The organism is Pseudomonas sp. CNPSo 3701 (genome assembly GCF_028674975.1).
Classification (GTDB): domain Bacteria; phylum Pseudomonadota; class Gammaproteobacteria; order Pseudomonadales; family Pseudomonadaceae; genus Aquipseudomonas; species Aquipseudomonas straminea.
Window position 1 is genome coordinate 862,202 of sequence record NZ_JAQZSI010000004.1, and the last position, 23,717, is coordinate 885,918.

Annotated in this window: 17 protein-coding genes and 1 pseudogene; 4 read left to right on the plus strand and 14 right to left on the minus strand. The window is 64.3% G+C overall.

Features of this window, described 5'->3' with window-relative positions; genetic code table 11:
* Positions 1–11 precede the first annotated feature (11 nt).
* The 12 genes from PVA39_RS16340 to PVA39_RS16395 all read right to left on the minus strand — a co-directional run bounded on the left by PVA39_RS16340 (position 12) and on the right by PVA39_RS16395 (position 16,510).
* Entirely contained in the window at positions 12–1,013 is a 1,002-nt protein-coding gene (locus PVA39_RS16340; RefSeq protein ID WP_093506149.1) for a chemotaxis response regulator protein-glutamate methylesterase, read from the minus strand.
* Positions 1,010–3,310: a hybrid sensor histidine kinase/response regulator gene (locus PVA39_RS16345; protein WP_274124933.1), complete on the minus strand. Its 2,301-nt coding sequence runs from the start codon at positions 3,308–3,310 to the stop codon at positions 1,010–1,012. The genes PVA39_RS16340 and PVA39_RS16345 overlap by 4 nt, the downstream gene beginning before the upstream one ends.
* Complete coding sequence (locus PVA39_RS16350; RefSeq protein WP_093506153.1) at positions 3,307–3,987, minus strand: chemotaxis protein CheW; 681 nt, start codon at positions 3,985–3,987, stop codon at positions 3,307–3,309. The genes PVA39_RS16345 and PVA39_RS16350 overlap by 4 nt, the downstream gene beginning before the upstream one ends.
* On the minus strand, positions 3,977–5,227 hold the full coding sequence (locus tag PVA39_RS16355) for a CheR family methyltransferase (RefSeq protein WP_274124934.1): 1,251 nt from the start codon (positions 5,225–5,227) through the stop codon (positions 3,977–3,979). The genes PVA39_RS16350 and PVA39_RS16355 overlap by 11 nt, the downstream gene beginning before the upstream one ends.
* Positions 5,224–5,721: a chemotaxis protein CheW gene (locus tag PVA39_RS16360; protein WP_274124935.1), complete on the minus strand. Its 498-nt coding sequence runs from the start codon at positions 5,719–5,721 to the stop codon at positions 5,224–5,226. The genes PVA39_RS16355 and PVA39_RS16360 overlap by 4 nt, the downstream gene beginning before the upstream one ends.
* A 4-nt stretch (positions 5,722–5,725) precedes the next feature.
* Entirely contained in the window at positions 5,726–7,348 is a 1,623-nt protein-coding gene (locus PVA39_RS16365) for a methyl-accepting chemotaxis protein (protein ID WP_274125001.1), read from the minus strand.
* A gap of 200 nt (positions 7,349–7,548) precedes the next feature.
* Entirely contained in the window at positions 7,549–8,274 is a 726-nt protein-coding gene (locus PVA39_RS16370) for a tellurite resistance TerB family protein (protein WP_274124936.1), read from the minus strand.
* A gap of 165 nt (positions 8,275–8,439) precedes the next feature.
* The gene (gene recJ / locus PVA39_RS16375; RefSeq protein WP_274124937.1) at positions 8,440–10,152 is read right to left on the minus strand and encodes a single-stranded-DNA-specific exonuclease RecJ; all 1,713 of its coding nucleotides are present in this window, start codon (positions 10,150–10,152) and stop codon (positions 8,440–8,442) included.
* 52 nt (positions 10,153–10,204) lie between these two features.
* Complete coding sequence (locus tag PVA39_RS16380; RefSeq protein WP_274124938.1) at positions 10,205–10,756, minus strand: YaeQ family protein; 552 nt, start codon at positions 10,754–10,756, stop codon at positions 10,205–10,207.
* A 101-nt stretch (positions 10,757–10,857) separates the two neighbouring features.
* Positions 10,858–12,501, minus strand: a complete 1,644-nt coding sequence (locus PVA39_RS16385) for a glucan biosynthesis protein (RefSeq protein WP_274124939.1) — start codon at positions 12,499–12,501, stop codon at positions 10,858–10,860.
* A gap of 141 nt (positions 12,502–12,642) precedes the next feature.
* Positions 12,643–13,077, minus strand: coding sequence for a hypothetical protein (locus PVA39_RS16390; RefSeq protein WP_274124940.1), 435 nt, complete (start codon positions 13,075–13,077; stop codon positions 12,643–12,645).
* A gap of 19 nt (positions 13,078–13,096) precedes the next feature.
* Complete coding sequence (locus PVA39_RS16395; protein ID WP_274124941.1) at positions 13,097–16,510, minus strand: SbcC/MukB-like Walker B domain-containing protein; 3,414 nt, start codon at positions 16,508–16,510, stop codon at positions 13,097–13,099.
* Positions 16,511–16,658: 148 nt separating this feature from the next.
* Between PVA39_RS16395 and PVA39_RS16400 the strand changes: the two genes are divergently transcribed.
* Complete coding sequence (locus PVA39_RS16400; protein WP_274124942.1) at positions 16,659–17,786, plus strand: PQQ-dependent sugar dehydrogenase; 1,128 nt, start codon at positions 16,659–16,661, stop codon at positions 17,784–17,786.
* 96 nt (positions 17,787–17,882) lie between these two features.
* Here PVA39_RS16400 and PVA39_RS16405 read toward each other — a convergent pair whose 3' ends face one another.
* Both PVA39_RS16405 and PVA39_RS16410 read right to left on the minus strand, forming a co-directional pair.
* Positions 17,883–19,184 (minus strand): SLC13 family permease, encoded by a 1,302-nt coding sequence (locus PVA39_RS16405; protein WP_274124943.1) that lies wholly within the window; start codon positions 19,182–19,184, stop codon positions 17,883–17,885.
* A gap of 32 nt (positions 19,185–19,216) precedes the next feature.
* Positions 19,217–20,044 carry an amidohydrolase family protein gene (locus tag PVA39_RS16410; protein WP_274124944.1) on the minus strand — a complete coding sequence of 276 codons (828 nt, stop codon included), beginning with the start codon at positions 20,042–20,044 and terminating at the stop codon, positions 19,217–19,219.
* Positions 20,045–20,216: 172 nt separating this feature from the next.
* Here PVA39_RS16410 and PVA39_RS16415 point away from each other — a divergent pair, with 172 nt between their 5' ends.
* The 3 genes and pseudogenes from PVA39_RS16415 to PVA39_RS23505 form a co-directional block, all read left to right on the plus strand.
* Positions 20,217–20,945, plus strand: a complete 729-nt coding sequence (locus PVA39_RS16415) for a GntR family transcriptional regulator (RefSeq protein ID WP_274124945.1) — start codon at positions 20,217–20,219, stop codon at positions 20,943–20,945.
* Between the two features lie 236 nt (positions 20,946–21,181).
* The gene (locus PVA39_RS16420) at positions 21,182–22,816 is read left to right on the plus strand and encodes a methyl-accepting chemotaxis protein (protein ID WP_274124946.1); all 1,635 of its coding nucleotides are present in this window, start codon (positions 21,182–21,184) and stop codon (positions 22,814–22,816) included.
* 207 nt (positions 22,817–23,023) lie between these two features.
* Positions 23,024–23,536: pseudogene (locus tag PVA39_RS23505) on the plus strand (MCP four helix bundle domain-containing protein); the annotation flags it as partial.
* Between the last annotated feature and the right edge of the window lie 181 nt (positions 23,537–23,717).

The following is a 23,717-nucleotide window of genomic DNA, read 5'->3' on the forward strand; positions in this document are numbered from 1 at the left end:
CGGTTAGTCTATCAGCCAAACAGTTCGACGATGCGTGGTGCGATACGCTCCAGCGTGAGTATTTCGTTGGCCGCCTGCAGTTCGGCGGCGGCCTTGGGCATGCCATACACCGCGCAGCTGGCCTGGTTCTGGGCGATGGTGGTGAAACCACGGTTGCGCATGTTCTTCAAACCTTGGGCACCGTCGCGGCCCATGCCGGTGAGCAGCACGCCAATGCCCTCGCCCGTCCAGTGCTCGACCAAACTGTCGAAAAACACATCGATGGAAGGCCGGTATACGTGGCTGCGCGGCTCCGCGGTGTAGGTCAGGGTGCCGTTGCGCTGCAGGCGCATATGGTTGTTGGTACCGGCCAGCAGCACCAGGCCCGGCTGCGGTTGCTCACCATCGCGAGCCAGGCGCACCGGCAGGGCCGACTCACCTGCCAGCCATTCGGCCATGCCGGCAGCGAACACTTCGTCGACATGCTGCACCAGCATCACTGCAGCATTGAAGTTACGCGGTAATTGCTTGAGCAGCACGGCCAGCGCCGCCGGCCCGCCGGCCGAGGCACCGATAGCCACCAGGCGGCGGGCGGCTGTGTTAGCTGGCGCAGTTGCCGCGGCGATCGGCTTGCGGTTGCTACTCTGGCCGATCAGCCAGCCGATGTTCTGGATCTTGCGCAGCAGCACCGCAGCTTCGCTACTTTGCCCGCCAAGCGAAGGGGTGTTGACGGCATCCAGAGCACCATGCCCCATGGCCTCGAACACGCGGTTGACGTACTGCTCGATATCCACCGAGACGATCAGTACCGCGCAGGGCGTCTGCGCCATGATCCGCCGCGTCGCCTCGACACCGTCCATGACCGGCATCAGCAAGTCCATCAATACCAGATCCGGCGTGTCAGCTTGGCAACACGCCACGCCCTCGGCACCGTTGCCCGCCACCCAGACGATACGATGCGCCGGCTCCTGGGCCAACGCGCGGCGAATGGCTTCCACCGCGAGCGGCATGTCGTTGACGATCCCGATCCTCATTCGTGTGGTTCCCCTACCAGGTCAACCACGGCGTCGAGTAACGCCTCGTCATGGAAACTGGCCTTGGCAAGATAATAGTCGGCCCCGGCATCCAGTCCACGCCGGCGGTCTTCTTCCCGATCCTTGTAGGACACCACCATCACCGGCAGCGACTGCAGGCGGCTGTCGCGGCGTACCAGGGTGACCAATTCGATGCCGTCCATGCGTGGCATGTCGATGTCAGTTATGAGCAAATCGAAGTGCTCGGCGCGCAGCGCGTTCCAGCCGTCCATGCCATCCACTGCCACCGCCACGTCGTAGCCGCGCGACAGCAAAAGCTTGCGTTCCAGCTCGCGCACGGTCAGCGAGTCGTCGACCACCAGCACACGCTTGCGCTTGCTGCCGGCCAGTTGCCGGGCGTTGCGGTCGACCCGTTCCAGGCGCCCGCTGCCGAGCAGCTTGGCCACCGAATGCAGCATGTCCTCGACATCGAGAATCAACACCGGGGTACCGTCGTCCAGCAGGGCGCCGGCGGATACGTCCTGCACCTTGCCCAGGCGCGCGTCCAGCGGCATCACCACCAGGGTACGTTCGCCGATGAAGCGCTCGACCACCAGACCGAACAGGCTGTCGCGGTCGCGGATCAGCACCACGGGGATGCCGTTGTCGCTGGGCTTGCCTTCCGGGCGCTGGAGAATCTGGCTGGCGGCGATCAGGCCGACGTGCTGGCCCTCGCTCCAGAAGTGCTGACGACCTTCGAGCTGAACGATGTCCTCGGCCTGCAGACGGGTCATGCGTTCAATATGGGCGAGCGGCAGCGCGTAGGCTTCGCCGCCCACCTCGACCACCAGGCTGCGGACCACCGACAAGGTCAGCGGCACTTCCAGGTGGAAGGTCGAGCCCTCGCCATGGCGCTGCTGCATGCGCACGCCGCCACGCAGCTGCCGCACCATATGCTGCACGGCGTCCAGGCCAACACCACGGCCAGACACCTCGGTAACCTGATCGCGCATGCTGAAGCCGGGCAGGAACAGGAAAGCCAGCAGTTCGTCTTCGGTCAGCTGCTCGCCAGTCTGCTCGGTGGCGAAACCGCGGCTGATCACCGCCTGGCGCAGCTTCTCGAGATCAACGCCGCCGCCATCGTCGCGCAGCTCGAGCAACAGCATGCCGGCATGGTGACGGGCACGGATCAGAATCTGCCCTTCGGCCGGTTTGCCCTGAGCCAGGCGCCGCTCGGGCGTTTCGATACCGTGGTCCAGAGCATTGCGTAGCAGATGGGTGAGCGGCGCTTCGAGGCGTTCAAGCACGTCGCGGTCGACCTGGGTGCTCTCGCCTTCGACCACCAGGCGCACCTGCTTGCCAAGCGAGCGGGATAGGTCACGCAGCATGCGTTCCTGCCCGGCCAGCACATCGGCGAATGGACGCATGCGCGAGGCCAGCGCAGCGTCGTAGAGCGACTGGGCGCGCTGTCCACCCTGCCAGCCGAAGTCGTCCAGGTCGGTCATGTGCTGAACCAGCAGCTGCTGGCACTCGCCAAGCGCCTGGCGGGTTTCCTGCAGCATGGCCTCGGCCTGGGCATCCAAAGCGCCCTTGGGCAACGCTTCGCGTGCCACATCCAGTGCGCGGCGGGCTGTGGCCTGCAGACGTTTCAGGCGCTGCAGGCTGTCGCCCAGGGTTTTGATGCGCTGGAATTCCACCAGGGATTTGCTGGAGATATCCAGCAGGTGATCGAGTCGTTCGGCACTGACCCGCAGAATCCGAGCGCGGCCCTCGCCTGCAGGCTCGCTGGGTTCCGGTTTGGCAGGCGGCAGTGCAACGGGCGGCTCGACAACAGGTGCTTTAACTGGCGACTCGGATGGCGCAATGGCGGCAGCAGGCTCCGCAATAGGAGTTGATGCTTGCACCGGCGCCGCAGACGGAACCGGGAGCCCGCGCGCCAATGCGCCCAGGCGCGCCACCAGGGCGTCGATACCAGGATCAACCGCACCGGGCTGAAGCGGCGTGCCAAGCCCAAGCAGAATATCGGCGCCCTGCAGCAAGGCGTCGATGTGCTCAGGGCTGAGCAGCAGGCGGCCTTCCTGGGCTTCGACCAGGCAATCCTCCATGACGTGGGCGACCTTGACCCCGGCATCCAGGCCGACGATACGTGCCGCCCCCTTGAGCGAGTGGGCCGCGCGCATGCAGGCCTCGAGGCTGCTGGCATGCCGTGGGTCACGCTCGAGCACCATCAGGCCGCTGTTGAGCACCTGGGTCTGGGCCTCGGCTTCAAGCTTGAACAGCTCCAGCAGTGATGCGTCGCGCATCTGATCGGGCGTCATCCGAGACTCCTGGCGATAGTCTGCTGCACGAGCTGTTCGTCAAGCAGGGTCACGCTACGGCCTTTCCATTGCAACACGCCCGCCGCGAACCGGCGGCCCACCGGTACGCTGCCAGCGCCGGACTCGACGATCTGGCCGACGGCGATCGCCTCGATGCCCTCGACCTCGTCGACCGGAATCACCACCGGCCCGTCCGCCAGGTTGAAGATCAGCATACGCGGCACCACGCGGCGCTCGCTTACCGCCTCACCGGGCTCGAGCCCGAGCATTTCGCCCAGGGAAAAGCACGCCACCAGGGCGCCGCGCACGTTGGTCACGCCAATCAGCCCCAGCGAGCGCTGGTGCGGCAGGGAATGGATCGGCGTACTGGCGGCGACTTCGCTGAGCGCCCGGGTCGGCAAGGCCAACCAGGCATCGCCCAAACGGAACAGCAGCAGCGAACGGCGCTCGCTGTCGTCCTGCTCGACCCATTCCTCATCGGGCTGGGCGTCGCTGCGCTGCAGCGCGAAGCGGTCCAGCAGTCGAGTAGCCAGTTCGGCGTGCACTTCGCAATTGCGGCAGTGGATATGTTTGACCAGGCGCTCGCAGGACTTGTCGCCCTGCACGCCGATGCGGTTCCAGCAGTCGTCGACGGCATCGCGCTCGGCATCGCTCAGCGGCAGCAAGTTATCGCTCATCACGGCTCACTCCACGGCCCGCTCGCTGTTGCAGGCGCTTGGCACCGGCCAAGTCGCCACCGGCGGCGAGCAGCGCCGACAGGTGCGCCAGGGCCTCGGCATGGGTCGGCGCCAGGTAAAGGGTTTTGCGGTAATAGGCCTGGGCTTCGCTGCGGCGCCCGGCCACATCGCTGAGCAACCCTAGCCAGTAAAACACCTGGGCGTCTGGCCCATGGGCGGCGAGGTAGCGCTCACAGGCGGCGCGCGCTTCGTCACTGCGCCCGGCATTGGCGAGGGCGGCAATTTCCTCCAGTGCGCTATCGGCAACGACCGCAGCAGGTGCAGTCGCCGTGACCGGCGTGCGAAGTACCGCAGCAGGCACCCGGGCAGCCGAGCGCGGTAAAGGCGCTGTTCTGGGCGCAGGCTTCGCCGGAACTTGAAGGCTTGGCGCTGGCGACTGCACTGGCCGGGCGGCCTGACGACGAAATACAAACGCCAGCGGAATACTCAACGCCTGCATGCCGATCTGGCTGAACAGGCTGGCCTCGGCGGGGCCGATGAACATTGCACCATCATCGCGCATTAGTCGCTGCAACACAGCGGCTACCGCATGTTGGGTCGGTCGGTCAAAGTAGATCAGCAGGTTGCGGCAGAACACGAAATCATAGGGCGCTTCGCCGGCCAGCAAGCCGGGCGCGAGTAGATTGCCAGCCAGCAGGCGCACCTTGCGTCGTACCTCAGTGCGCAGCTCGAAGCCCTCTGGGGTTTCGCTGAAATGACGATCACGAAAGCTCAGGTCGTCGCCACGAAAGGAATTGCGGCCATACAGGGCCCGCTCGGCTCTCTGCAGGTTGACCTCGCTGATGTCCATGGCATCGATGCGAAAGCCGTCACCTGGCACACCGGCATCAAGCAGTGCCATGGCGATCGAATAGGGCTCCTCGCCGGTTGAGCATGGCAGGCTGAGGATGCGCAGCGGCCGGGCACCAGCCAGTTGCACGCAGCGCTCACGGGCCAGGCTAACCAGCGCGACGAAGGATTCCGGGTAACGGAAGAACCAGGTTTCCGGCACCACCACCGCCTCGACCAGCGCCTGCTGCTCACTGGCCGACCCCTGCACTTTCAACCAGTAGGTATCCTCGTCGCCACAGCTCAGTGCCGCGATACGCTGACGAACCGCACGCTCGATCACCACCTGACCGACTGATTCGGCATCCAGGCCGATAAGGCCGTGCAGGAGCCGTTCAAAACGCGCGCTCATCGACCGCCCTCCGCAAGCGGCGCGTACAGTAACTCGCGGACCGGCTCGTCGAGCAGGTCCGCGACCCGAACCCACTGCACCAGGCCCTGCTCGGACTTGAGGACCGGGCCCAGATACCGGGCGTTCGGCAGGTCGAAGCCGCTTTCCACAAAGGACTCTGCTGGGCTGCGCAGGGTGTCACTGGCCTGCTCCAGAATCAGGCCCAGCCAGCGGGTCTGATAATGCACGACGACCAAGCGGGTGCTGGTGCGCACCACTGCAGGCTGCCCTAGCGCCTGGGCAGCCAGGTCGATCACCGGCACGGGTGTGCCGCGAAACACGAACAATCCAGCCACCCACGTTGGTGCGGCGGGAATCTGCTTAAAGCGGCGCAACGGCAACACTTCGACCACCTCGTGAACGTCCAGGGCGTAGCGGTCGCTGCCCATGCTGAACAGCAGGAACAGTTGTCCCGGACTACGCCGCCCCGGCGAAGACCTGCCTGCCTCGGTCATTGATTCAGACCTTGAAGCGGCTGACGCCGGTGCGCAGACCGTTCGCCACGAGATTGAGGTCGTCGATGGAGGCGCTGGCCTGGCGCAGCGACTCGACGGTCTGCGACGAGGCCTCGCTGAGCTGCACCAGCGCCTGGTTGATCTGCTCGGCGCCGGTGGACTGCGCCTGCATGCCTTCGTTGACCATCAGCACGCGCGGCGCCAGCGCCTGCACCTGATGAATGATCTGCGCCAACTGCTCACCGACTTGCCCCACCTCGGCGATACCGCGGCGTACCTCCTCAGAGAAGCGGTCCATGCCCATAACACCGGCGGATACTGCCGACTGGATCTCACGCACCATCTGCTCGATGTCGTAGGTGGCCACCGCCGTCTGATCAGCCAGGCGGCGCACTTCGGTGGCGACCACCGCGAACCCCCGCCCGTACTCCCCGGCCTTCTCCGCCTCGATGGCCGCATTGAGCGACAGCAGGTTGGTCTGATCCGCCACTTTGACGATGGTGGTGACCACGTGATTGATGTTGCCAGCCTTCTCGTTGAGGATCGCCAGCTTGGCGTTGACCAGCTCGGCGGCGCTCATGACCTGGTGCATGGTGTCTTCCATGCGCGCCAAGCCGAGTTGGCCGGCACCGGCCAGGGTCGAGGTTTGTTCGGCGGCGCCGGAAACCTCAGTCATGGTGCGCACCAGGTCCCGGGACGTAGCAGCGATTTCCCTGGAGGTGGCGCCGATTTCCGTAGTGGTGGCAGCCGTTTCGGTAGCCGTAGCCTGCTGCTGCTTGGAGGTAGCGGCGATCTCGGTCACCGAGGTGGTGACCTGCACGGCCGAGCGCTGCGCCTGGGCGACCAGCGCTTTGATTTCTTCTGCCATACCGTTGAAACCGGTTTCGATAGCGCCGAACTCGTCGCGACGGCCCAGATTCAGGCGTGTCGTGAAATCGCCGCTAGCCAGGGTCTGCAACGTTAGCACGACCTGCTGCACTGGCCGGGTGATCGCCTGCATCAGGAAATAGCCGCATACGAACGCGGCGATGATCGCCAATACCACGGAGATCGCCATTCCCAACTCGGCCCGATTGACCGCGTTGACGATGTCGCGGCCCTCGGTGTAGGCGACATCGCGGTTGAGTTCGATCATCGAGGTCAGCTGGCCACGCCCAACATTCCAGGTGTCGGTCAGCAATCCGTTCAACTCCTTACGTGCCTCAGCCTGACGACCCTGCTCGTACATGGCCAGTACCTCGGCCTGCTGTTGATTGAACAGGTCGCGAGTTTTCTCGAATGCCTCGAGCGCGTTGCGATCGGCTTCGTCGCGGATGGTAGGGCGGTACTCGTTCAGAGATGCAGCCAATTTTTCGGTGGCGCCCTGAACCAGATGCTTGTCCGCGTCGGTAAGCGTATGCGCCTCGCGCAGACTGACCTGCACGATGGTCTGATGGAACATGTCGGTCCAGGCACTGCGCACCTGAGTGATATGGAACATGCCCGGCATGGCGTCTTCCAGCAATCGGGTCGCGCCCTCTTCGACCTTGAGCAAACGCTCGAAAGAGGCTACTGCCATCAGCAACATGATCGCGATGATGACCGCAAAACTTGCCTGGATACGCTGGCGAACAGTCCAGTTCTTCACATTCAACCCCATCTGCCGATATTCCTGATCCGCCGCAGGGCAGCGCCTCCAGCTCATGCTGCCGGACTCTAGGGGCGTTGCGAGTGCAGCGCAAGCGAGACCGGACCTATTCACTGTAGAACAGGCGCCCGGACATGAGGGGGGAGAACACGGACAGCTGCCGGGCGGCACGAGGCCACCGGCAGTCATAGTGCGGGAAATTAATTGAGGTCTTGTCGGACCTGGGTCTCCAGCTCGGCCTTGAGGGCCGGGTCGAGCTTGAGGTGGCGGGCCAGCTCGTCCAGATAGGCGCGCTCCATGAAGTGCTCCTCGTCGACCATCAGCACGCTGGCCACGTACATCTCCGCGGCCATTTCCGGCGTACTGGCGGCGCGCGCCACCTCGGCCGGGTCCAGTGGTTTGTTCAGCTCGGCGTGCAGCCAATGTTGAGTTTCGCTGTCGCTGGCCAGCTTGCTGAACTCGCCCTCGATCAGCTCGCGCTCGCGTTCGTCGACATGACCGTCGGCCTTGGCTGCAGCCACCAGCGCCTTGAGGATGCTCTGGCTGTGCAGTTCCACTTCGGACGCCGGCAGACGATCGATAGTCTGCGGCTCACCCTTGGGCGCGCCGGCCTGCTTGGCCTGCCAGTTGCCGTAGGCCTTGTAGGCGATCACGCCAAGGGCGGCCAAACCGCCATAGATCGCCACCTTGCCACCGACCTTGCGGACCCGTTTGTTGCCCAGCAGCATAGCCAGCGCAGCGCCGCCACCGGCGCCCTTGAGCATCGACCCCAGATCGCTACCACCGCCAGAGGTTTTACCAGAAGCGCCGCCAAGTAGGCCGCCCAGGGCATCACCCAGGCCGGATGAGGATTTGCCAGCGCTTTTCTGTTGCAGCAATTGCTGCCCGGACTTGAGCAGTTGATCGAGCAAGCCACGCGTATTCATGGACGTCTCCAGGGATTCGGAACGGATGAATCTACTGCGAAGCCTGGCCGCCGTCGGTTACAGATTGCGTCAGGATATTGCGCGAACGGCCGTGCCTCGCAGGTCGATGGACAGATGACCTGCAGGCAACGTTCATAGGCGGCGATAAGGCGTGTGGTGATGCGATCAGCGCGGCGCCAGGTGGGAGATCAGCAACTGCACCGACTCCTGACCACGGAACTCATTGACGTCCAGCTTGTAGGCCAGCTCAACCCAGCGCACGGTCGGGTTGGGCCACACTTCGCGGTCGACGCCAAAGGCAATGCCGTCCAGCTGAACGCTGCCGCACTCGCTCTTGAGCACCACCTTGAGGTGACGCTCACCGACGATGCGCTGCTGGACCAACTGGAACGCGCCGTGGAATAGCGGCTCGGGGAAATGTTGGCCCCAGGGGCCGGCGTTGCGCAGTTCGCGGGCCAGCGGCAGGTTGAATTCGTCGATGCTCAGCACGCCGTCGGAAAGCAGCCTACCGGTCAGGTCGTCCTCGCAGAGCTGGCGGCGGACTTCATCGTCGAAGGCCCTGGCAAAGGTCTCGAAGTGCTCGGCCGGCAACGACAGGCCGGCGGCCATGGCGTGACCGCCGAACTTGCTGATCAGCCCTGGGTGGCGCGAGGCCACGGCGTCCAGCGCGTCACGGATATGAAACCCCGGCACCGAACGCGCCGAACCCTTGAGCATGCCCTCCCCGGCATCGGCGAAAGCGATGGTCGGGCGGTGGTAGCGCTCCTTCAGGCGCGAGGCGAGGATGCCGATCACGCCCTGGTGCCAGTCCGCCTCGAACAGGCACAGGCCGAACGGCAGATTTTCTACCGGCAAATCCTTGAGCTGGGCCAGGGCCTCGCGCTGCATGCCCTGCTCAATGGCCTTGCGGTCCTGATTGAGCTGGTCGAGCTGCACCGCCATGTCACGGGCCAGGGCTTCGTCTTCACAGAGCAGACATTCGATGCCCAAGCTCATGTCATCGAGGCGCCCGGCCGCATTCAACCGCGGCCCGAGGATAAAGCCCAGGTCGGTCGACGTGATCCGTGCGTGCTGCTTGCCAGCCACTTCCAGCAGCGCGCGCAGCCCAGGGCGGGCGCGACCAGCACGAATACGCGCCAGGCCCTGATGCACCAGGATGCGGTTGTTGGCGTCCAGCGGCACCACGTCAGCCACGCTGCCCAGGGCGACCAGATCGAGCAGCTCGCCCAGGTTCGGCTCGGGCCGCTCGGCGGTGAACCAACCCAGTTCGCGCAGCCGCGCACGCAGCGCCAGCAGCACGTAGAAGATCACCCCGACGCCGGCCAGGGATTTGCTGGGGAAATTGCAGCCCGGCTGGTTGGGATTGACGATGGCATCGGCCGCCGGCAGCTCGTGGCCCGGCAGGTGATGGTCGGTGACCAGCACCTTCAGCCCGGCCGCCTTGGCCGCGGCCACGCCTTCGATGCTGGATATGCCGTTATCGACGGTGATCAGCAATTCAGGCTCGCGGCCCAGCGCCACGGCGACGATTTCCGGGGTCAGGCCGTAGCCGTATTCGAAGCGGTTGGGCACCAGGTAATCGACGTGGGCGGCGCCCAGCATGCGCAGGCCGAGCAGGCCGACGGTACTCGCCGTGGCGCCGTCGGCGTCGAAATCACCGACGATCAGCATGCGCTGGCGTTGCCGCAAGCCCTCGACCAGCAGCTCGACCGCGGCATCGATGCCCTTGAGCTGGCTGAACGGAATCAGCCGCGCCAGGCCCTTTTCCAGCTCCACTGCCGAGCGCACCCCGCGTGCGGCATAAAGGCGGGTCAACAACGGCGGCAGGTTGCCCAGGTCGGGCAGTGAATCGGGAAGCGGGCGGGACTCGATACGCATGGACGGGTTTTCTACTCGTGCGGTTGAATCGTGGGCCGAAGCCCGGTTTGCATCAGTTGCTCAGTTCACGCTCGCCGGCCAGCCACTCCACCGGGATTTCGTGCTGGCCGCGCTCGTCGGTGACGAACAGTTCGCCGTCGCTGATCATCACGCTCCAGGACAGCGAACGAGGCAGATCCTGGGACAGTTCCGCCAGGGCCTCCTGACCGAGGGCGACGACGTTGATGTTCTTCAAGCTGCGTACCGGGTCCAGGCACTTGGTCTGCCACACGCGCAGATTGCCGTAGGCCACCAGGCTGAATTTCTCGGTACGCCGCGAGCACCAGGTGATGCGCTCGCTGTCCGGCTGGCCGACTTCGATCCAGTGCAGCACGCGGCCATCGAGGCTCTTTTCCCACAGCGCCGGCTCGTCGACGTCCGACAGGCCACGGCCAAAGGCGAGGTTTTCCTGATAGAACAGCGCATAGGCGATCAGCCGCGAAGCCAGTCGTTCCTCGGTTTCCGAAGGATGGCGGGCCACGGTGAAGCGCAGGCTTTCATAGATGTTGCGGTCGATATCGGTGAGGTTGAGATCGACCTTGTAGGTCGTGGACGGCAGGGCCATGGCGCACTTCTTGGAATCGGAAAAAGTGCGCCAGTCTATCAGGCCGGCCCGGAGCGTGGGCAGCGCACCGCCCAAAGGAGGCGCCTGCCCTGCTCGCTCGATCAGCTATCCGATTTCCAATCCGGATAACGGCGCTCTGCTGGCGCTGGCGGGAAGTACTGGTACAGCCAGGTTTCGCTGAGCACTTCCTTGTTGTCGACGCGGCGCAGGTATGCGCGCATGTTCACCGGCTCGACGCTGTCGCTGGTGGGGAACCAGTCGAACTGCGCACGGAAACCTTCCACCTCCGGATACAAGGCCAGGATGCTGAAATCCTTGGCCTCGCCGTGGGAAGCCTCGACCACCACCTCGACCTGGGCCTTGGCATCCATTTTGGCCAACGGACCGCCCGCGAAGTCGATGGCGAAACGGCGCGCCCAGACTTTCGGCCAGTGTTCGCCCGGCGCCCAGCCGAGGGTGAAACCGCCCATGCCGGAGCGGGTGCCATGCACCTGGGCCAGAGTCGGTTTGACCGGCGGTAGTGCGGCCCAGTGCAGCTTGTAGCCGAAATTCAGCGAGGTGCCAGGTTCGATGGCCTGCTTGGGATTCCAGAAGCAGACGATGTTATCCATGGTCTCGCCGGTGGTGGGAATCTCCAGCAGATCGATGCTGCCCTCGCCCCACTGGGTGGTCGGCTCGACCCACAGGCTCGGTCGGCGGCTGTACCAGACCACGGTGTCCTGGTAGGACTGGAAATCGTGATCGAACTGCACCAGGCCGAAGCCTTTTGGATTGGTGTCGGCGAAGGCGTTGAACTGCAGTTTTTCCGGGTTGTTCAGCGGCCGGCAGACCCACTCGCCGTTCCCGCGCCACATGGACAGCCGATCGCTGTCGTGGATCGCCGTGGCGATAAAGTCGCAGCGATTACGCTCATGGCCGCCGCAAGCGAACATGCTGGTCATCGGCGTGATGCCCAGCTGCTTGATGGCCTTGCGTGCATTGATATGGGCGTCGATGTCCATCACCACGCGGTCTTCCAGGCAGTCGATATCGAAGCGGAAGGCACCGGTGGCGCTCGGCGAGTCGAGCAGTGCATAGAGCACGAAACGGGTGGCGTCCTTGGCCGGGGTTTCGAACCAGAATTCGATGAAGTCCGGAAATTCCTCCGGCTTGTCGCTGAAGGTGTCGATGGCCATGCCGCGGGCCGACAGCCCGTACTGGCCGGTGTTATCCACCGCGCGGAAGTAGCTGGCACCGAGGAACGAGACGATGTCGTACTTGGCGATGTTCGGCTGCTTGAAAACCTTGAGGCCGGCAAAGCCCAGGTCACCCTTGAGCTGGGATACATCCACGCCGCTCTTGCCGTACTCGAACAGCTCGGGGCGGAAATGCACCTCACGCGCCTGGCGGCTCTTGGGATCGACGGCGTGCATGCGCACCGGCTGGCGAAAGCCCATGCCAACGTGGAAGAACTGCACGTCCAACTGGCCGCCCAGCTCGTTCCACAGCGAATGGGCCGGGTCGTACTGGATCGCGTTGAACTGCTGGGGCGTCAACTCGGCAAGAGTCTTGGGCAGCACCTCGGCAGTGCTCTTGTAGGCACTGCCGGCCATTTTCTTGGCTCGCGCCTGCAACTGCTTGAAGTCGAAGGGCTCGGCCTCGCCGTCGGCGGTCTTGGCGAAGCTGTGCAGGCTGAAAAGGCTGGCCGGCAAACCGCTGGCAGCGGCCATCATCATCGAGGCTTTGAGAAGGTCACGTCTATGCATGGGCATCCCTGAATCGGTAAGGAGTCTGCATGTCGCCCGTTGGGCAATGAAAAATCCCTACAACAGATAGCCCTGCCGCCACATGGTTCCGCGCTGAATTTGCAACCGGCGCGAAACACCATGAGCGGCACAAGCGAAACGCTAACGTGCTGCCTTCAGCATCGAGCGGATGGCCTTGCGATCCTGCTTGCCGTCGCGCTTGCCGAGCAGGTCAAGAAAGGCGAAGGAGTCGAGGCCATTGAGGGTGGTTTTCGGGTTGACGATCTTGCGCTTGGGATTGGCGCCGTGCTCGAGCAGCAGCTTCACCAGCACCGGTTCGTTATAGAGGATGGCGCCATTGAGCGCCGACAGGCCCATCTGGTCCGGCTCGTCGACCGGACAACCTGCCGCCAGCGCCTGTTTCATCTGCGCCAGCGCCATGTCCTTGCGCGCCTCGGACTCGCCGTAAGCAGCGGCCATCAGCGTCAGGGTCGGCGCCTGCATACCGGCATTGCCCAGCACGCAGCCGCGCTCGTCCATCGCCTGCAGGCCGTGATCCTTCTGTACGTCTTCGGCGTGCACAAGGCTGGATGCCAAGAGGCACGCTGCCAGAAATTTAAATCGCATAGCGTTTCTCCAGGGTGCTGTAGCCCATGCCTACACCTTTGTTGACCTTGAGCTGCACGGCAACACGCTCCTTGAGCGCCTCGACGTGGCTGATCACACCGACCATCTTGCCGCTGGCGTTGAGATTGTCCAGGGCATCGAGGGCCACCTCCAGGGTTTCGCCGTCCAGGGTGCCGAAGCCTTCATCGAGAAACAGCGAGTCGATGCGCGTCTTGTGGCTGACCAGATCGGAAAGCGCCAGCGCCAGCGCCAGGCTGACCAGAAAGCTCTCGCCACCGGACAGGGTTCGCGTATCGCGGGCTACATCGCCCTGCCAGGTGTCGACGACCTCCAGCTCCAGTTCGCCTAGGGATTTGCGCGCCAGTTGATAGCGGCCATGCAGGCGCTGCAGCTGCCCGTTGGCCAGGTGCACCAGATGGCCGAGGGTCAAACCCTGGGCGAAGCGCCGGTACTTGGCGCCGTCGGCCGAGCCGATAAGGCTGTTGAGCTGCTGCCAGTTGTCGTACTCGATCTGCTGGCGGGAGATGGACTCGAACAGCGCCTGCTGGTTCAAGCGGCGCTGGTCATCGCCCTGCAGTTGCCCACGGATCTCGCCCTGGCGTTGACCGAGCTGCCTCAGCGTCGCTTGCAGGACTTGCATCTGTTCATCCAGGTACGCGGCGCTGTGCTCGGTCTGCGGCTCGGCGCGCAACGCGACCAGTTGTGCCTGGGCAGAGGCTTGTAGGGCGCGCGCTTCGGTCTGGGCCTTTTCCAGGCGTTGTTTGAGTACCTGGAGTTGCTCGCGCTGCTCGTCATCGAGCACAGCGCCGAGAAATGCTGACTCGTCGGCGATCGGGCTGCCGCCCAATGCGGTTTGCCACTGCTGCGCAGCGGCCTGCTCGGCATCGCGCAACGCTTCCTGCTGACGGGCAATGCTGTCCAGCGTAACGCGCAGTTCCAGGCAGCGCCGCTCGGCGCTTTCCCAGTTGGCCTGGGCAGATTCGAGGCGCACCGCAGCCTGCTCCATCAGTGCAGCGGCAAGCGGCTCGCCATCGGCTTGCTGCCAGCGGGCTTGCCACTGCAGGGCCTGCTTATCAGCCTCGCCGGCCTGGTGCTGCAGCGTCGGCAGTTGCTGGGCCAGCGCCTGACGCCGCCGCTGGGTGTCTTGCCAGCGAACAGCCTCTGCCTGGCGGGCGGCCAGCCAGGCGGCGCCGTCGTCCGGCAACTCGTGGCCGAAAGCAGCGAGCTGGGTGGCCAGGTCGCGTTCGATGGCGCTGAGCTGTTCGCGTTGAGCGATTAACTGTTCATCCAGCGCCTGCCGGGCGGCCTGCGCCAGATCACGCTCATGCTCGATGGCCGCCTGCTGGTGCTGCGCCGCTTGGTGTTTCTGGCTGGCGAGGCTGGCGGCCTGACGCGCCCGCTCCAGTTCGCTTTTGAGGCCATCGATTTTTTTCAGTGTGGCGTTGATCTCCACATGCTCGTTGAGCTGGCGGGTTTGCGCGGCAGCAAGGGCCTGGTCGTCTTCGGGCAGCGGGTCGAGGGTTTCGCCCAGGCGCTGCCAGGTGGCGGCCAGAGAGTCGAGCTGATGCTGCAGTTCCTGATCCTGCTCCTGGCTCTGGGCGACTTGGGTTTGCAGAGCCGCGACCTGGCTGCTGAGCTGCTGCCCTTGCTCGGTAAGGGCATCAAGGGTTTGCCGCACCTCATCGCGCTCACGCTGGGTTGCCGAAACGTCCAGCGCCTGATAGGCGGCGATGGCCGGGTGTTCGGTAGCGCCGCACAACGGACAGGGCTCGTCGGCCTGCAACTGTGCGCGGTAGGTTTCCAGGGCGCGGATGCGCTGTTCCTGCTCCAGCAGCTTTTCCTGGTCGGCCAGGCGCTGCTTGACCTCACGGTAGCGCTCGCGCAGGGCCGCACGCTCGGCCTCCTTTTCAGCCAGGCTCTGCTGCTGGCGGGCCAGGTTGGCGGCCGTGCGCTGGCGCTGCTGATTCAACTGGTTGCGTCGCTCGGCCAGCTGCGCCAGTTGCTCAAGGGCGCTGCCGCGGGCGTGTACCTGCTGCCAATGCTCACGCCACTGCGCCTCGCTGCGACCGGCCAAGGCAGCTTGCCAGCGACCTTCCACCTCACTGACCGCCCGCTCGGCCTCGGCTTTCGCCTGGGTGGCCGCCTGCATCGACTGGGCAAGGCCATTCAGCTGCTCTACGAACTGCTGCAACTGCCCGGCACCGGCCTGCTGGCGAGCCTGCAGGCTGGCAAGGGATTGCCGGGACTGATCACGGGCCTGAAAGGCCTGCTGCCAGCCGCTGAGCTGGGCAGCTAAACGTTCGTGGTCAGCGCAGGCCTGCAGCTGTGCATCCAGGCTCTGGCACTCAGCCTCGAGCCGCTGCACCGCCTGTTGTTTTTCCAACGCCAGGGCTGCGCTGGCGCCGGTGGCTTGCTCGAGGCTGCTACGCCATTGCGCCTGGGCCTGGGCAAGTTCCTGTTGATGATTGCGCTGCTGTTCTTCGTTGGCTACCAATGCACGGGCAGCATCACGCCCGGCCTGGTACAGCGGCTGCAGGCGTTGAGCGGGCTCGCTCAGTTGCAGCCGCGCCAGCTCATCCGCGTCGTCACGCTCGGCCTGAGCAGCGGACTCCACCTGAGCGGTCGCGGCCGCGGCCTGCTCCTCGGCACGTGCCAGGTCGGTCAGCCACTGCCGCTGACGGCTAGCTTCAGCGCAGGCGGCTTGCGTTTCACCCTCCTCGATCGCCAGCTGCGTCGCCTCATCAGTCAGCGCCTGGCGTTGTTCGTCACTCAGCAGCTCGACGCCTTCGGCGCGGGCGCGCAGTTGATCGAGCTGGCTTCTCACCTCACGAGTCTGCTCGAACACGCGCTGGGAAATCTGCCCGTAGATATCGGTGCCGGTCAGCTCCTCGAGCAGCTCGGCGCGCTGGTTGGCGCTGGCTTCGAGGAAGGCCGCGAAGCCTCCCTGGGCCAGCAGCATCGATTTGGTGAAACGGCCAAAATCCAGGCCGGTCAGGCGCTCCACCTCTTTTGGCTTTTCGCTGAGCTTGTCGGTGATGATCTGGCCGTCCAGCTTCGCCAGCTCGGCCTTGGCGCCCTGCAGCGCACCATCGGCCTTGTCCCGCGCGCGGCGCTGGCTCCAGAACGCACGATAGCCTTGGCCCTTCACCGCGAATTCGACCTCAGCCAGGCACTCGGCGGTGTGCCGTGTCATCAGCTCGTTCTCGCCGCCGACCTTGTCCATGCGCGGGGTGCGGTGATACAGGGCCAGGCAGATGGCATCGAGCAGCGTGGTCTTGCCGGCGCCGGTCGGCCCGGTGATGGCGAACAGGCCATTGCTGGCGAAGGGCTCGGCGGTGAAATCGATCTTCCACTCGCCCTTGAGCGAATTGAGGTTCTTCAGGCGCAGGCTGAGGATTTTCATGGAAAGGCGGTTTGGCTCGAATCAAGGCAGGCCGCTATTGTGGCACTGTTGCCGGCCAACGTGGCTGACGCGCGAGGTAACAAAAACGCCCTGCTGCACCGGCAAGGCAGGGGTAACGTGTGAGGCTCGCTATCAGGAGAGATTCGCCATGGCCCGTCCCGTTCATCTGTTGCTCGGTGGTATCGCACTAGGCCTTGCCAGCTTCGCCGCGCAGGCCGCCGACGCCCTGCCAGAGGCGCAATGGCCGTTCACCGCCGAGCCGCGCGCCACGCTGGATGAGCCATGGGCCATGACCTTCCTGCCCGACGGCACGCTGCTGGTGACCGAGAAACGCGGTGTGCTCAAACATCTCGACCCGAAGACCGGCAAGAGCCATGACATCGCCGGCGTACCGCAAGTGGCCTATGGCGGCCAGGGCGGCTTTGGCGACGTGATCCTGCACCCGGACTTCGCCAACAATCAGTACGTCTATATCAGCTACGCCAAAGCCGGTGACGGCGACACCCGCGGCGCGGCGGTGGCCCGCGCTAAGCTGCAGCTCAACGACGACGGCAGCGGCGCGCTGACCGAGCTGGGCGTGATCTGGCAGCAGACGCCCAAGGTCAGCGGCAGCGGCCACTACGGCCACCGCCTGGCATTCGGCCCGGACGGCAAGCTGTGGGTCACTTCCAGCGAGCGACAGAAATTCACCCCGGCCCAGGACATGAATGCCAACCTCGGCAAGCTGGTGCGCCTCAATGACGATGGCAGCCTGCCGACCGACAACCCATTCGCCGGCCAGGGCGGCGTGGCCGCGCAGGTGTGGTCCCTGGGCCACCGCAACATGCTCGGCATCGCCTTCGCACCTGATGGCAAGCTCTGGGTACACGAGATGGGCCCGGCCGGTGGCGATGAACTGAACCTGATCAAGCGCGGCGAAAACTACGGCTACCCGGAGGTTTCCAACGGCGATCATTATGGCGGCAAGCCGATTCCCGACCACGACACCCGCCCGGATTTCGCCGCCCCGAAGATCACCTGGACGCCGGTTATCTCCCCCGCTGGTTTCGTGATTTATCAGGGCGAACGTTTTCCCGGCTGGGACGGCGCCGGGCTGATCGGCGGGCTGTCGTCCCATTCGCTGGTGCGTGTGGCGTTCGACGGCGACAACGCCCGCGAGGCCGAGCGTTACGACATGGGCGCACGCATCCGCGAAGTGGAGCAAGGCCCGGACGGCAGCGTCTGGCTGCTGGAAGATGGCTCGGGTGGGCGGCTGCTGGAGCTACAACCCAAATAATGGGGTTGCCGGGTATCGCTTCGCTCAACTCCTGCCTACGCAGAGGGCATAAAAAACCGCAGCCAGGCTGCGGTTTTTTTGTGCTCGATGTTCGGCTCAGTAAACGAACGTCAGCAGCACGTTGAACACCAGTGCAGCGACGAAGCCAATGGGCGCCGCCTTGAACAGCAGCTGCGGGAACAGCGTGGCGCGACTCTGCTCCGACGTGCAGGAGCCAAGGATCAGGCTGCCGCCCGAGGAAAATGGCGAGATAGAGGTGGCCTGAGCACCGACCACGATGGCGATGAACAGCACCATCGGTTCCAAACCCATGGCCTGGGCGATGGGCAGCACCATCGGGAACAGCGCCGGCGTCACCACGCCCAGGGTGCTGGAGAACAGCGACATGAAGGCCGCTACCACACCGAACACCACCGGCACCAGGATCGGCGGAATGCTGCCGCCGATCCACGAGGCCAGCACGTCGATGGTGCCGGCCTTGATGGCCACCGAGATCAGCATGCCCACACCGCAGATCATGATCAGTGTGCTCCACGGCACCGAGGCCATGGCTTTGCGCTCGTCCCCCAGCTTGAGCAGCAGGGCGATGACCGAGAAGATGCTGGCGATCAGGCCGATGTCCATCTTCGAGTTGATGAAGGTGATGGTGCCGTTGGCCGGCAGCAGGATATGGGCGATTGGCGCGGCCAGCACGATGGCCATCATCGCCAGGGTCAACCACAGGGTGATCTTCTGCTCGCGGTTGAGCGCGGCGGGTGCGCTGGCTTCGAAAACCGACGCCTTCATGGCGCGGCCTTCGCGGGTCAGGAACACGAAGACACCGATCACCAGTAGCGGAATCACCAAGGTGCTCAGGAAGATGCCGGTGGCGTTGATGAAGGCATCGTTGTCACTGATCCCGGCATTGGTCATCAAACCGCGGAAGATGATGCCGCTCTGGCTGGACATGAAGTTGGCGCCGCTCAGCGCGCCGTAGTTCACCGCCATGCCGCCGACGATCAGGCTCATGCCGGTGCGCTGGCAGAGCAGCAGGGTGATAGGCGCCATGAACGCCAGCACGGTGTAGTAACCGGCGCCCATCGCGGCGATTACCGTGGCCGTGAAGAACACCGCGAACGGCAGCAATTGCGGCATGCGGCGGCAGTGGTAGATCAGGTGCTCTGCGAGTTTCTCCAGGGTGCCGTTGACCGTGGCGAAGCTGTAGAACAGGCACACTGAGAAGATCACGAAGAAGATCTTCAACGGCCACATGCCGATCACGTCCGACGGGCTCAGGCCCATGCCGAAGCAGCCGAGCAGGTAGGCGAAGGCGATGGCGAACAGACCGATATTGATCTTGGTCTTGTAACCGAGGGCGACGGCGACGACGATCGCCGCGACGACGAGCAGGCTCATCATGATGAAAGCTTCCTGTTGTTGTTGGTATGGGCTCAGCGAAGGGTGAAGCCGAACAGGCGCGCGGGGTTGGCCGCCAACACCTGATCGCGCTCCGTCGCCTCGGGTAATAGGGTTTCGATCAGGGCGAGCTGCTCGGCATAGTTTGTCCGATCCTCGAACTGGGTGTTGGGCCAATCACTGCCCCACACGAAGCGCTCAATGCCGCCAGCCGCCGCACGCACCTGGGCCAGCACGACGCTGGCCTGGGGCCGATCGGACTGGCTGCGATAGGCCGCCGACAGCTTCAGCCAGACGCGCGAATCACCCAGCAGCTCCAGAAATGCCCGGTGCGCAGGCTTGTGCTCATCGATGCCGCCAGTCGGCAGGCCAAAGTGATCGACCACCACCGTGACACCCGTGGCGACGATGGCTGGCACGATCTGCGCCAGGTCATCGATGCCGCGCTGGATTTCCACCTGCCAGCCACGGCTCGCCAGGCGCTTGAACAATCCAGTCCAGGCCACACCGGTGTAATCCTGCAGGTCCTTGCCAATCATGTTCAGGCGGATGCCCACCACGCCGGCCGCGGCGAGGTCGTCCAGCAGCCCATCGGTGACCGTCACATCGACCACTGCCACACCACGCAGGCGCTCGGGAAAGCGGCGCAACGCCTCGACCATGAAGTGATTGTCGGTACCAAGAAAGCTCGGCTGGATCAGCACGCCATGGGACAGCCCATGAGCATCCAGATGCGCGAGGTACTGCTCGACGAGCGCATCGTAAGCGGGGCTGTAGCGGCGGTTAGCGGCCATCGGCAGATCCTGGCGAAAGATGTGCGCATGGCTGTCGACGCCAGTGATGGCAGGGGTGGAGACGCTCATGAAAAAGATACCTGATCGTTTGTTATCAAAACCGGAATGAGGGTCCGGCCTTATTATCACGACATACAGTCATATATATGAATAGTTGACCATATATTCACGTCATCCGTTCTGTCAATCGGCACGCAGGTGGTAGAGTGACGGCCGCCTGCTGCAACGGACCCAACACGCGATGACACTCGGATACGACGAACGCCTGCCGCTTTACCAACGACTGCGCGAGGAAATGCTCGCCAAGATCGCTGCCGGCGAGTGGTCGCCCGGTGCGCCGATCCCTACCGAAGCGGAGTTGACCAAGCTCTACGGCGTGGCCATCGGCACGGTCCGCAAGGCGGTGGATACCCTGGTCAACGAGGGGCTACTGCTGCGCAGCCAGGGCCGCGGCACCTTCGTGCGGCGGCCGAACTTCGATGCGTCGCTGGCGCGCTTCTTCCGACAGGTGAACGCCAGCGGCGGGCAGGAAATTCCCAGCAGCCGGATTCTTTCCAAGGCCCTGCAAAAGCCTGCCAAGGAAGTCGCCAAGGTCCTCGCGCTGAAAAGCACCGAGCAGGTGGTACACATGGAACGCCTGCGCATGGTTGAAGATCGCACCCTGTTCCATGAGGAAATCTGGCTGCCCGCCTCGCGTTTCGGCGCGCTGATGGATATCGACTCAGCCACCTTTGGCGACCTGCTCTACCCCTTCTACGAAAAACAGTGCGGCCAGTGCATTGCCTCGGCCCGGGAAACCCTGACGGTCGGTTGCGCCGACACCGATATGGCCAGCACCCTGGCCATCGGCGAGGGCGACCCCATCGTGGTGATCGAGCGCACGGCTCTGGGCTACGATCGCCGCCCCCTGGAATACCGTCTGTCGCGCGCCGCGGCGGCCAACTTCCGCTACCAGATCGATATCTGCTGACGATCCCGCCCTTCAATTCCGACAAAAGACAGCGGCTTTCCAGGCTCACTCTGAGTGGAGGTCCGCCAATCTGAAAGCCCCGTTCTAGGGCGCTCGGATTAGCATTGGGTGTAAATAAACTCAAAGCAGCACTTTTTCATTTACGCCGTACTGACCAAGTGCTATCACGTGCTTACCGATCGCTGCCGCCTCGACGTGGCAGCCACTAATAAGAACAACAATTCAGGAATGCGCCCATGAACAGCTTGCGTCGCTTACCGATCAATCGTCGTCTGTGGCTCATCATCGCGATGCCGGTGCTGATGCTGGTCCTGCTTGGCACCTATATGCTCCATCAGATCAATACCGATCTTTATGCGGGTAAGGCCGAGAAGACCCAGCATGTGGTGCAGGCCGCGGTCGGCGTTCTCAAGTACTTCCAGGGCCTGGAAGCGGGCGGCACGCTGAGCCGTGAGCAGGCGCAAAAACAGGCGATCGAGGTGATCCGCGGCCTGCGCTACGGCGGCCAGGAGTACTTCTGGATCAACGACCAGACGCCGACCATGGTCATGCACCCCACCAACGCCAAGCTCGAGGGGCAGAACCTGTCGGCCATCAAGGACCCGGATGGCAAGGCGCTGTTCAACGACATGGTGGCCATCACCCGAAGCCAGGGCGCCGGGCCGATCAACTACCGCTGGCCAAAGCCGGGCGCCAGCGAGCCAGTGCCGAAGATTTCCTACGTTGAGCTCTTCCAACCCTGGGGGTGGATTATCGGCTCTGGCGTCTACGTCGACGACGTGCAGGCCGAGTTCAAATCCCAGGCGCTAAAGGCGCTGGCCATCGGCGTGCCGGCCACCCTGCTGCTGATCGCCCTGGTGGTGGTGATTTCGCGCAGCATCGCCACGCCGCTGCAGCAGGCGGTCACCGCCATGGCCAATATCGCCAGCGGCGAAGGCGACCTGACCCACAAGCTCGATGATCAGGGTCGTGACGAACTGGCCGCCCTGGCCGGCCACTTCAATGCCTTTACTGGCAAGATGCGCCAGGTGATCCGCCAGTTGCTCGACTCCGCGGCCTCCCTCGACCAGGCAGCCCATTCGCTTGGCGACATTTCCACCGCCGCTCAGCAGCACAGCCAACAGCAGGCCCAGCAGATGGAACTGGTCGCCACCGCGGTTAACGAAGTCACCTATGGCGTGCAGGACGTGGCCAAGAACGCCGAGCACGCCTCCAGCGAAGTGCACACCGCCGAAGAGCAGGCACGCCAAGGTCAGCACAATATCGACGCCAGCCTGAAGCAGATCGACCAGCTATCGGACACCATCGATAAGGCGGTGGCAGTGATCGAGTCGCTGGCCAGCGAAAGCACGCAGATCGGTGGCGTGCTGGAAGTGATCCGCTCGATTGCCGAGCAGACCAACCTGCTCGCCCTCAACGCCGCCATCGAGGCCGCCCGCGCCGGCGAACAGGGCCGCGGCTTCGCCGTGGTCGCCGACGAAGTGCGCCTGCTGGCCCAGCGCACGCAGAAATCCACCGCCGAGATCCAGGCCATGATCGAGCGCCTGCAAGGCAACTCCCAGGCAGCGGTGAAGGCCATCAGCGACAGCAGCCAGGCCTCACGCCTGACCGTCGAGCAAGCCAGCCAGGCCGGCGAGAGCCTGGCGCAGATCGCCCAGTCGCTGCGCAACCTGACCGGCCTCAATGCCTCGATCGCCAGCGCCACGCTGCAGCAGTCCCACGTGGTCGACGACATCAACCAGAACGTCACCCAGACTGCCGCCCTGGCCCACAGCACCGCCGAGTCGGCGCAGCAGTCGAGCGCCGCCAGCCAGCACCTCAAACAACTGGCCGAGCAACTCGGTCGCCTGCTGGGGCAGTTCCGCATCTGAATGCGGGCCTCGTCCTTGACGCCTGCCGCCGGCAAAAGTCGCCCGCCGCGGGCCATAGAGGCAGGCTATAGCATCGATCCGCCAGTACAAAACGCTTGATTTCCGCCGCCAAAACAATAGCCTCAGCACTCCTGTGGCCGCCCTCACGGCGCGCGTGTCGATACGCGCGATCAGCCTGGCCGCTTTCCCTTCATAGGTACGTCGAAGATGTCGCAACCCTTAACGATCGCCCAGCGTCTGGCCATGGGCTTCGGACTGGTGCTGTCGCTGATGATTCTGGTCGCGCTGGTCGGCATTCAACGCGTGCATGTGATCGACAGCAGCCTCAGCGAGGTCAACGAGGGCGCCAGCCTCAAACAGCGCTACGCGATCAACTTCCGCGGCAGCGTGCATGACCGCGCCATCGCCATCCGTGATCTGGTGCTGGCCCGCGACCCGGCGGCGATGAACACCCAGTTGCAGAACATCGAGCGTCTCAACGCCTTCTATCAGGAGTCGGCGGCGCCTCTGGACAGGCTGGTTGCGGGCCACCAATCGAGTGCCGAGGAGCAGCGCCAGCTCAGCCAGATCAAGGCCATCGAGAGCAGCGCCCGCGACCTGACCCTGCGCTTGATCAGCCAGCGCCAGAGCGGCGACATCGAGGGCGCCCAGGCACTGCTCGCCCGCGAGGTGGCTGCCGCGTACACGGAGTGGCTCAAGCGCATCAACGCCTTTATCGACCTGCAGGAAAAGGACATCACCGCGAGCCTGGATGGGGTGCGGGCAACCGCGGGCGGCTTCGGCCTGCTGATCGTGACCGTCACCAGCGTGGCGATCCTGCTCAGCGTGATCATCTCGCTGCTGATCATTCGCCGCCTGCGCTCGACCCTCGGCGCCGAGCCGCATCAGGTGGCCGACGTCA

Coding starts and splice junctions, on each gene's coding strand:
- PVA39_RS16340 (WP_093506149.1), bottom strand. CDS start 1,013: ATGAGGATCGGGATCGTCAACGACATGCCGCTCGCGGTGGAAGCCATT.
- PVA39_RS16345 (WP_274124933.1), bottom strand. CDS start 3,310: ATGACGCCCGATCAGATGCGCGACGCATCACTGCTGGAGCTGTTCAAG.
- PVA39_RS16350 (WP_093506153.1), bottom strand. CDS start 3,987: ATGAGCGATAACTTGCTGCCGCTGAGCGATGCCGAGCGCGATGCCGTC.
- PVA39_RS16355 (WP_274124934.1), bottom strand. CDS start 5,227: ATGAGCGCGCGTTTTGAACGGCTCCTGCACGGCCTTATCGGCCTGGAT.
- PVA39_RS16360 (WP_274124935.1), bottom strand. CDS start 5,721: ATGACCGAGGCAGGCAGGTCTTCGCCGGGGCGGCGTAGTCCGGGACAA.
- PVA39_RS16370 (WP_274124936.1), bottom strand. CDS start 8,274: ATGAATACGCGTGGCTTGCTCGATCAACTGCTCAAGTCCGGGCAGCAA.
- recJ (WP_274124937.1), bottom strand. CDS start 10,152: ATGCGTATCGAGTCCCGCCCGCTTCCCGATTCACTGCCCGACCTGGGC.
- PVA39_RS16380 (WP_274124938.1), bottom strand. CDS start 10,756: ATGGCCCTGCCGTCCACGACCTACAAGGTCGATCTCAACCTCACCGAT.
- PVA39_RS16385 (WP_274124939.1), bottom strand. CDS start 12,501: ATGCATAGACGTGACCTTCTCAAAGCCTCGATGATGATGGCCGCTGCC.
- PVA39_RS16395 (WP_274124941.1), bottom strand. CDS start 16,510: ATGAAAATCCTCAGCCTGCGCCTGAAGAACCTCAATTCGCTCAAGGGC.
- PVA39_RS16400 (WP_274124942.1), top strand. CDS start 16,659: ATGGCCCGTCCCGTTCATCTGTTGCTCGGTGGTATCGCACTAGGCCTT.
- PVA39_RS16405 (WP_274124943.1), bottom strand. CDS start 19,184: ATGATGAGCCTGCTCGTCGTCGCGGCGATCGTCGTCGCCGTCGCCCTC.
- PVA39_RS16410 (WP_274124944.1), bottom strand. CDS start 20,044: ATGAGCGTCTCCACCCCTGCCATCACTGGCGTCGACAGCCATGCGCAC.
- PVA39_RS16415 (WP_274124945.1), top strand. CDS start 20,217: ATGACACTCGGATACGACGAACGCCTGCCGCTTTACCAACGACTGCGC.
- PVA39_RS16420 (WP_274124946.1), top strand. CDS start 21,182: ATGAACAGCTTGCGTCGCTTACCGATCAATCGTCGTCTGTGGCTCATC.